The sequence below is a fragment of the Nocardioides sp. CPCC 206348 genome, from assembly GCF_048654705.1.
In the GTDB taxonomy this organism is placed as follows: domain Bacteria; phylum Actinomycetota; class Actinomycetes; order Propionibacteriales; family Nocardioidaceae; genus Nocardioides.
Window position 1 is genome coordinate 19,508 of the sequence record NZ_JBMCZA010000113.1, and the last position, 8,871, is coordinate 28,378.

Below are 8,871 nucleotides of genomic sequence, written 5' to 3' on the forward strand. Positions count from 1 at the left end.
GGGCCGAGAGACCACCCACGAGCGCGGACAGGGTCGCGTTGCGCCGGACCTCGACCTGCTGCTCCAGGTCGGGTTCGGTCGATCCCAAACGGTCGTTGTCGTCGTTCTGGTCGTCGGTCTGGTCGAGGTTGTCGGTCATCTGGCTCACGCCTCCCCCTGGATGGTCATGATCACGGCGTCGATCTCGTCAGGCTTGACCAGGACGTCGCGTGCCTTGGAACCCTCGCTGGGTCCCACGACGCCCCGACTCTCGAGGATGTCCATCAACCGGCCGGCCTTGGCGAACCCGACGCGGAGCTTGCGCTGCAGCATCGAGGTCGAACCGAACTGCGTGGACACCACGAGCTCGATCGCCTGGATGACCAGGTCCATGTCGTCGCCGATGTCGTCATCGAGGACCTTGCTGGCGGCCGCCGGGGCGGTGACGTCGTCGCGGTAGTTGGGTTCGAGCTGGCCCTTGCAGTGCTTGACGACCTGCGCGATCTCCTTCTCGGTGACCCACGAGCCCTGGACGCGTATCGGCTTCGACGCACCCATCGGCAGGAAGAGGCCGTCACCCTGGCCGACCAGCTTCTCGGCACCGGGGGTGTCGAGGATGACGCGCGAGTCGGCGAGGCTGGAGGTGGCGAACGCGAGTCGGGACGGGACGTTCGCCTTGATCAGACCGGTCACGACGTCGACCGAGGGCCGCTGCGTCGCGAGCACGAGGTGGATGCCGGCCGCGCGGGCCAGCTGGGTGATCCGGACGATCGAGCTCTCGACGTCGCGCGGGGCCACCATCATCAGGTCGGCGAGCTCGTCGACGATCACCAGCAGGTACGGGTATGGCGTCAACACGCGCTCGCTGGCGGCCGGAACCTCGACCTTGCCCTCACGGACGGCCTTGTTGAAGTCGTTGATGTGACGGAAGCCGAAGTTGGCCAGGTCGTCGTACCGCATGTCCATCTCGCGGCACACCCACTCGAGGGCCTCGGCGGCCTTCTTCGGGTTGGTGATGATCGGCGTGATCAGGTGCGGAACGCCTTCGTATGCGTTCAGCTCGACCCGCTTGGGGTCGACCATGATCATCCGCACCTCGTCGGGCGTGGACCGCATCAGGACCGAGGTGATCATCGAGTTGATGAAGCTCGACTTGCCGGAACCGGTGGCGCCGGCGACCAGCAGGTGCGGCATCTTCGCGAGGTTGGCGACGACGAATCCACCCTCGACGTCCTTGCCGAGGCCGGCGATCAGCGGGTGGTGGTCGGTACGGGCAGTGTTGGACCGGAGCACGTCGCCGAGGGAGACGATCTCCTTGTCGGTGTTGGGGATCTCGACACCGACCGCGGACTTGCCGGGGATCGGGCTGAGGATCCGGACGTCCTCGGAGCCGACGGCGTAGGAGATGTTGCGCTGGACGCCGAGGATCTTCTCGACCTTGACGCCCGTGCCGAGCTCGATCTCGTAGCGGGTGACCGTCGGACCGCGGGTGTAGCCGGTGACCTGGGCGTCGACGCTGAACTCGTCGAGCACGGTCTGGAGGCGGGCGACGACGTCGTCGCTGGCCTTCGAGCGCGACCGGTGCGGGTCGCCGGGCTTGAGGGCCGCAGCGTCCGGCAGCGTGTAGACGATGTCACCGGAGAGCGCGAGCTGCTCGACGCGCTGGGGCAGGTCGGCGTGCGGCGGCGGCTCGACGTCGCCGTCGTCCTCGACCGCGGCGCGGGAACGTCCCAGCTTGCGGGCGATGAGGGCGTTCGATCCGGCCTCCGGGTCGATCGGGTCCTCGAGCGGGACGTCGATCGGCTCCATGAGCGCCATCGACTCCTCGACGGTGAGCTCGTCGGCCGACTTCTTGCCGCGACGCTTCTTCTTCCCGTCCTCCGCGAGCAGGGGCGTGTCGTAGGCAGGGTCGCCCGTCCGCTCGAAGGTGTCGCTGAGCCGGATCGGCTGGGTGGCGTCCGCGTCGTCGTAGTCGTGGTGGCGGCCGAAGAGCGTGTCGCCGAGCTCGCGCAGGCGGTCGGGCACGCGGTACAGCGGCGTGGCGGTGATGACCAGGACACCGAAGCACGCGAGCAGGGCCAGCAGGGGCACGACGAGCGCCGGTGAACGCAGCAGGTCGAGCAGGAGCGCCGAGACGACGTACCCGATGGCGCCGCCACCCTCGCGAAGGGCGGAGGTGTCGCCCTGCACGGGCTCGGGGCTGCCGTTGGCGATGTGGACGATCCCGAGCAGGCCGAAGGCAAGGGCCGCCCAGCCGATGATCTGGCGTCCGGCCGGACCGTTGCCGACCGGGTCACGCATGACCCGCCAGCCGCCGAGCAGGACGAGGAGCGGGACGAACCAGCCGATCTTGCCGACCGTGCCGGAGACCGCGGCGCGGGTGAAGTCCATGACACCGCCGGGGACCTCGAACCACACGGCCGAGGCGATGATCAGCGCCAGGCCGCACAGCAACAGGCCGAAGCCGTCGCGGCGCTGCTCGGGCTCGATCTCGCGGGCGCTGTGCCCGATGCCGCGGGCCACCGCTCCGATGGCGTGCGCGAAGGCCAGCCAGATCGCCGCGACACCGCGTCCGAGCGCGACGAACGCCCGGGCCACCGGTCCGGGTCCGTTGCGCACGGCGCGGGGCGCCGGTCGCCGGGCCGCGCTCTTCTTGGCCGGTGACTTCTTGCTGGTCGTACTACGTGATCGCGAGCTGGCTGTCTTCTTCGCGCCCGAGCGTGAGGAAGGGGTGGTCCGGCTGCGCGACGCCGTCGGGGAAGACGTACGGGTCGCCATGCTCACAACCTACCCACAAGTCACACCAGCCACAGGGACCACAGGCTGGTGTGTCGGGCTTGACCTTGCACCATGGTGCAGGGTCGACCGTTGGGCCATGACCTCCACCGGGAACTCCCCTGCCCTCCGCATCGTCCGCGCCTCCGCCCTCTACGACGCCGTCGTGACGACCGGATTCGCCCTCCCCTGGCTCGCCGCGGCGACCTTCGGGACCCTCGCCGACGTCCACGACAAGCTCGACCTGAGCGGTTCGCTCCCGGACGCCGACGATCCCTTCACCGTCCTGTTCGCCGGCCTGATGGGCGGGCTCGTCCTCGTCTGGTCGGTGGTACGGATCGTCCGGCCCACCCTGCTCGTCGGCGCAGCCGACACGGTGGCGCGGGCGCTGTTCTGCCTCGGCATGGTGGTCGCACTGGCCGAGGGCGCCAGCACGGTGATCGTCGGCTTCCTCGTGCCCGAGGCCGTGTGGGGCGTCGTGCAGGGCATTGCGGTCGCGGTGGCCCTGCAGCGCCGTACCCTCACGACGTGAACATCTCCGAACTGGCCGCCCGGGCCGGCGTGAAGGTCTCCACGGTGCGGTTCTACGAACGGCGCGGGTTGCTGCCCGCGCCCTCACGCACCTCGGGCGGCTACCGGGAGTTCCCCGACGACGAGGTCGCCCGCGTCCGGTTCCTGCGCCGCGGCCAGCAGCTCGGATTCAGCCTCGCCGAGCTCGGCGAGCTCACCGCCCTCTCCGGGCAGGAGGTCCTGCTCACCGGCGACATCGCCCGCGTGGGTCAGGCCAAGCTGGCCGAGATCGACGAACGGATCGCCGACCTCACGCGGGTCCGCGGCGCACTCGCCGGGCTGCTCGACCAGCAGTGCATCGACCCGAACGCCGCCTGCCCGCTCGTCGGTGCGCTCGGGGGCGAGCCGGTCACGCAGCCCGCCTGACGGGCGCTACGCTTCGACGACAACCGGAATGATCATCGGCCGACGCTTGTGCGTGCCGCTGACCCAGCGGCCGATCGTACGGCGGATGATCTGCTGCAGCTGGTACGTGTCGGTGCTGCCCTCACTGAGCGCACGGTTGACCGCATCGAGGATCGGCTGCTTGATGCTCTCGAAGTCCGAGTCCTCCCACGCGTGGCCGCGGGCGTGGATCTCGGGACCGGCGGAGACCTTGCCGCTGACGGAGTCGACGACCACGATGACCGAGACGAAGCCCTCCTCGCCGAGGATCCGGCGGTCCTTGAGCTCGGACTCGGTGACGTCACCGACCGACTGGCCGTCGACGAACACGTAGCCGCAGTCGACCTTGCCGACGACCGAGGCAACGCCGTCGACCAGGTCGACGACGACGCCGTCCTCGGCATAGACGACGTTCTCGACGCCGGTCTGCTTCGCGAGCTCGCCGTTGGCGAGCATGTGCCGGGACTCGCCGTGCACCGGCAGGACGTTGCGCGGCTTGACGATGTTGTAGCAGTAGAGGAGCTCACCGGCGCTGGCGTGACCGCTGACGTGCACGAGGGCATTGCCCTTGTGGACGACGCGGGCGCCGAGCCGGGTCAGGCCGTTGATCACGCGGTAGATCGCGTTCTCGTTGCCGGGGATCATGCTCGAGGCGAGGATGACCGTGTCGCCCTCCTCGAGGTGGACGAAGTGGTGGTTGCGCTGCGCGATCCGGGCCAGGGCACTGAGCGGTTCGCCCTGCGACCCGGTCGAGATCAGCACCTGCTTCTCCGGCGCCAGGTCGGCGAGCTGCTTCGCGTCGACCATCACGCCCGGCGGGACGTGGAGGTAGCCGAGGTCGCGGGCGATGGCCATGTTGCGGACCATCGAGCGGCCGACGTAGGCGACCTTGCGGTCGTGCAGCACGGCGGCGTCGAGGATCTGCTGGACGCGGTGCACGTGGGAGGCGAAGCAGGCGACGATGATCCGCTGCTTCGACTCCTGGAAGGCCTGGTTGAGGACCGGGGTGATCCGCTTCTCGGGCGTGGTGAAGCCGGGGACCTCGGCGTTGGTGGAGTCGGTGAGGAACAGGTCCACACCCTCCTCCCCCAGTCGCGCGAACGCGCGGAGGTCGGTGATCCGGCCATCGAGCGGCAGCTGGTCCATCTTGAAGTCACCGGTGTGCAGGACGAGGCCGGCGCCCGTACGGATCGCCACGGCGAGCGCGTCGGGGATCGAGTGGTTGACGGCGACGAACTCGAGGTCGAAGGGACCGAAGGAGATCCTGTCGCCCGCCTTGACCGTGTAGAACGGCGTCTGGCGCAGGCGGTGCTCGCGGAGCTTGGAGTTGAGCAGGGCAAGGGTGAGCTCGGAGCCGACGAGCGGGATGTCCTGGCGCTCGCGCAGGAGGTACGGCGCCGCGCCGATGTGGTCCTCGTGTCCGTGGGTCAGCACCAGCGCCTCGACGGCGTCCAGGCGATCCCGGATGGCGGTGAAGTCGGGCAGGATCAGGTCGACGCCCGGGTGGTGCTCGTCGGGGAACAGCACGCCACAGTCGACGATCAACAGCCGGCCGTCGTACTCGAAGACGGTCATGTTGCGACCGATCTCGCCGAGGCCGCCGAGCGGAATGACGCGCAGGCCGCCCTTGGGCAGCTCCGGCGGCGCCGACAGTTCCGGGTGTGCGTGCGACATCAGAGCAGGCCCGCCGCGACGAGCCCGGCCCGGAGGTCCGCGACTTCGTCGTCGTCGAGCGCCAGCAGTGGCGGTCGGACGCGCCGGTTGTCGAGCACGCCCTTCAGCTCCAGGGCGGCCTTGGCCGTCGTGGCGCCGTAGTTGGGCACGCCCATGATCGCTTCGAACGCCGGGATCAGCCCGGTGTGGATGCGCAGCGCCTCGGCGTGGTTGCCGGCGAGGAACGCGTCGATCATCGTCTTGAGCTGGACGCCCGCGACGTGGCCGACCACGGACACCAGGCCGGTGGCGCCGTAGGCGAGGTAGCCGAGGGTGTTGACGTCGTCACCGGAGTAGACGGTGTAGCCGAGGTCGACGAGCTGCGCGGTGCGGGCCAGGTCGCCCGTGGCTTCCTTGACGGTCGTGACCGTCTCCCACTGCCGCGCGGCGGTGTAGGTCTCGAGCGAGATCTTGGTGCCGGTACGGCCGGGGACGTCGTACAACATCACCGGGACGGCGGTGGCCTCGACGACCTGACGGAAGTGGTTGAGCACCCCGGCCTGGCTGGGCTTGTTGTAGTACGGCGTCACGAGCAGCAGGCCGTCGGCGCCGACCTTCTCGGCCTGGCGGGCCAGCTCGACGGAGTGGCGCGTGTCGTTCGTGCCGACACCGGCCACGACCTTCGCACGGTCACCGACGGCGTCCTTGACGGCCGCGAGCGTCTCGCCGTCCTCGGCGCCCGTGGTGGTCGGGGACTCACCGGTGGTGCCCGAGACGACGATGCCGTCGTTGCCGTTGTCGACGAGGTGCTTGGCAACCTTCTGCACCGCATCCAGGTCGACGGAGCCGTCCGCGTGGAACGGCGTGACCATGGCGGTCAGCACGGTGCCGAAGGGTGCAGAAGTCATGGTGTCCAGCCTATCGTCAAGCAGCCCGATGACCTCGCCGCCGTCCCTCACACCAGCGGCATGACCTCGGCAGCCACGAGGCGCAGGTGATCGAGATCGCCCAGATCGAGGACCTGGAGGTAGATCCGCTGGGCGCCGAGGGCCTCGAACCGCTTGATCTTGTCGACCACCTCAGCCGGTGTCCCGGCAAGGCCGTTGGCGCGGAGCTCGTCGACGTCACGGCCGATGTACGCCGCCCGGCGGGCGATCTCCGCTTCGTCCTCCCCGACGCAGAGGACGAGCGCGTTCGACCAGATGATGCTCGCAGGGTCGCGGTCGATGGCTTCGGCTGCCTGGCGGACCCGGCCGAACTGCAGGGCCGTGAACTCCTCGTCGACGAACGGCAGGTTGAACTCGTCGGCGTAGGCCGCGGCGAGCGCGGGCGTCTTCTTCGCGCCCTTGCCGCCGATCAGGACCGGCGGACCGCCGCGGTGCCCGGACGTCTGGGTCGGCTTCGGCAGCGCGGGGCTGTCAGTGAGCTGGTAGTGCTTGCCCGCGAACTCGTAGCGATCTCCCACGGGCGTCGCCCACATCCCGGTGACCAGCTCGAGCTGTTCGGCGTACCGCTCGAACCGCTCGCCGGTGTCGGGGAACGGGATGCCGTACGCCGTGTGCTCCTCGGTGAACCAGCCGGCACCGATGCCGAGCTCGACGCGACCACCGCTCATCTGGTCGACCTGCGCCACCTGGACCGCGAGCACGCCGGGGTGGCGGAAGGTCGCGCTGGTCATCAGCGTCCCGAGCCGGATGGTGCTCGTCTCGCGGGCGAGACCCGCGAGCGTCGTCCAGGCGTCCGTGGAACCGGGCAGGCCGTCCCCACTCATGTGGAGGTAGTGGTCACTGCGGAAGAACGCACCGAAGCCGAGCCGCTCGGCCTCGAGCGCGACGGTCAGCAGGTCGTCGTAAGTCGCACCCTGCTGGGGTTCGGTGAAGACACGGAGTTCGACAGTCATGGGCCAACCCTGTCAGCCGCGATCAAGGTCCGCCCGGCTGACCAGATCGGGCAGATGGCTGGTCGCGGCCTCGGTGGACAGCCACTTGCCCCGTCCCGGAGATCTCAGGAGGCCTGCCACCGCAGCCACCGGCTCCTCTGCCAGGGCGTCAGCGCGCGGCGCCGGTCGACCGTGTGGGTCTCCACCCAGCCGGGAGGTGGTGTGACGGTCCAGTTCCGCTGCAGGGCGGCAGCGCGTGCACGCGCATCCAGCGAACGCCTTTCGAAGTCGCTGGTGTCGGCCAGGTCCGCTGCCACCATCTCGACGTACTCGAGTCCCGCACGACGGAACACCCCCTCCCTGCGGATGTCCTTGGCCCGCTGGCGGCCGGCCAGATGGAGCGCGCCGTCGTACTCCCCGGCCGTTCCACTCTCCACGTCCAGCACGTCAGGTGTCCCCAGGAACGTTCCGTCGAGGGCGAACACTGGTCGGTTGCAGACGACGTGGGTCATCCCGATGCCCCTCCAGCACAGGCGGAGCGCAGTCTCCGTCGGCGACCAGCAGTTCTCCTCGGCGAGCTCGACAGCAGCGTCCAGTCGCGTCACCCACCGACAGCCCGCCAACCCCACCCGGTATGCCCTGAGCTCATCGCACGAGATCAGGTCGGCAGCGCAGGCCCGGTCGATCATGGCAACGGCATCGAGCAGGGACGGAGCGTGGCAGACCTCGTAGGCCGTCGCTGCCAGGTACGACGACAGCGTCAGCCCATCGACCTCGATCAACGGGGACCTCAAGTGCCGCTCGGCGCTGACGGTGATGCCCGGCCTGCCGTCGCAGACTGACGGCGGAACGGCCACCGGAACCGGCAGAACGGTCCGACCACGAGTGCCGTCAAGGTGCCGTGCGCCGCCCCAACGCAGAGCCGCCCAGCCGGTGATCGCGCCACCTGTCGGTGTCACGGCAGCCGCGGTCACGATGCGCTGGTCGACGGCCAGTGACGGATCCCGGCCGGCAGGAAGGTACAGACCATGGGCCTCCTTGAGCCAACTGCTGCCGCGGGCCTGGGCCCGGGTCGGTCCCGTGATGCCAGCAGGATCAATGGCGACCGGCCACATCAGCCCCGGCCGGTGCGGGTCGACCGCGGGCGGGGTCATGTGGTGGGTACGACGAGGCACCCCGACACCGTCCCCGATTTCCGCCAACGGCGGCGGACGTTCTCCACAGCCCGCTCGAGATCGGGCAGATGGCTGGTCGCGGCATCCGTGGACAGCCACTTGCCCCGTCTCGGGGACAGGTCCCGCCAGCCGTCAGCCGCAGGCGAAGACCCGCTCCCACCACACCACGGTGAAGCCTTCGCGCGGGTCGCGGCGACCTTCGCGCCACCGGGTGCGGCTGAACTTCGGGTAGTGGGTGTCGCCCTCGGGCTTCAGCGGGATCTCGGAGAGGATCTGCTCGTCGGCGTACGGCAGGGCGGCGGTGTAGACCGCTGCGCCGCCACCGATCATCACCTGGCCGCGCGGGCTGTCGACGAGCAGCTCGTCGGCGAGCGCCAGTGCGCTGGGGAGGTCGTGCGCGACCCGGACGCCCTCGGCCGACCAGTTCGGGTCGCGGGTGAGCACGATCGTCTGACG

General features: G+C 69.7%; 8 protein-coding genes. 2 read left to right on the forward strand and 6 right to left on the reverse strand.

Going from position 1 to position 8,871, the window contains the following annotated elements:
• Positions 1 to 144: 144 nt before the first annotated feature.
• The gene (locus ACOADB_RS06860; protein ID WP_378597210.1) at positions 145 to 2,757 is read right to left on the reverse strand and encodes an FtsK/SpoIIIE family DNA translocase; all 2,613 of its coding nucleotides are present in this window, start codon (positions 2,755 to 2,757) and stop codon (positions 145 to 147) included.
• Positions 2,758 to 2,854: 97 nt separating this feature from the next.
• Here ACOADB_RS06860 and ACOADB_RS06865 point away from each other — a divergent pair, with 97 nt between their 5' ends.
• Complete coding sequence (locus tag ACOADB_RS06865; RefSeq protein ID WP_378597211.1) at positions 2,855 to 3,286, forward strand: hypothetical protein; 432 nt, start codon at positions 2,855 to 2,857, stop codon at positions 3,284 to 3,286.
• Complete coding sequence (locus tag ACOADB_RS06870) at positions 3,283 to 3,690, forward strand: heavy metal-responsive transcriptional regulator (protein WP_378597212.1); 408 nt, start codon at positions 3,283 to 3,285, stop codon at positions 3,688 to 3,690. Before ACOADB_RS06865 ends, ACOADB_RS06870 begins: the two co-directional genes overlap by 4 nt.
• Before the next feature lie 6 nt (positions 3,691 to 3,696).
• Here ACOADB_RS06870 and ACOADB_RS06875 read toward each other — a convergent pair whose 3' ends face one another.
• The 5 genes from ACOADB_RS06875 to ACOADB_RS06895 form a co-directional block, all read right to left on the reverse strand.
• Positions 3,697 to 5,382, reverse strand: a complete 1,686-nt coding sequence (locus tag ACOADB_RS06875; RefSeq protein ID WP_378597213.1) for a ribonuclease J — start codon at positions 5,380 to 5,382, stop codon at positions 3,697 to 3,699.
• A complete protein-coding gene (gene dapA, locus ACOADB_RS06880) occupies positions 5,382 to 6,269 on the reverse strand; it encodes a 4-hydroxy-tetrahydrodipicolinate synthase (RefSeq protein WP_378597214.1) in 888 nt (295 codons plus the stop codon). The genes ACOADB_RS06875 and dapA overlap by 1 nt, the downstream gene beginning before the upstream one ends.
• A gap of 47 nt (positions 6,270 to 6,316) precedes the next feature.
• Complete coding sequence (locus ACOADB_RS06885) at positions 6,317 to 7,261, reverse strand: LLM class F420-dependent oxidoreductase (RefSeq protein WP_378597215.1); 945 nt, start codon at positions 7,259 to 7,261, stop codon at positions 6,317 to 6,319.
• Between the two features lie 104 nt (positions 7,262 to 7,365).
• Entirely contained in the window at positions 7,366 to 8,394 is a 1,029-nt protein-coding gene (locus tag ACOADB_RS06890) for a hypothetical protein (protein ID WP_378597216.1), read from the reverse strand.
• A 153-nt stretch (positions 8,395 to 8,547) separates the two neighbouring features.
• Positions 8,548 to 8,871 (reverse strand): dihydrofolate reductase (locus tag ACOADB_RS06895; RefSeq protein WP_378597217.1); only part of this gene is annotated, 324 nt, incomplete at its 5' end.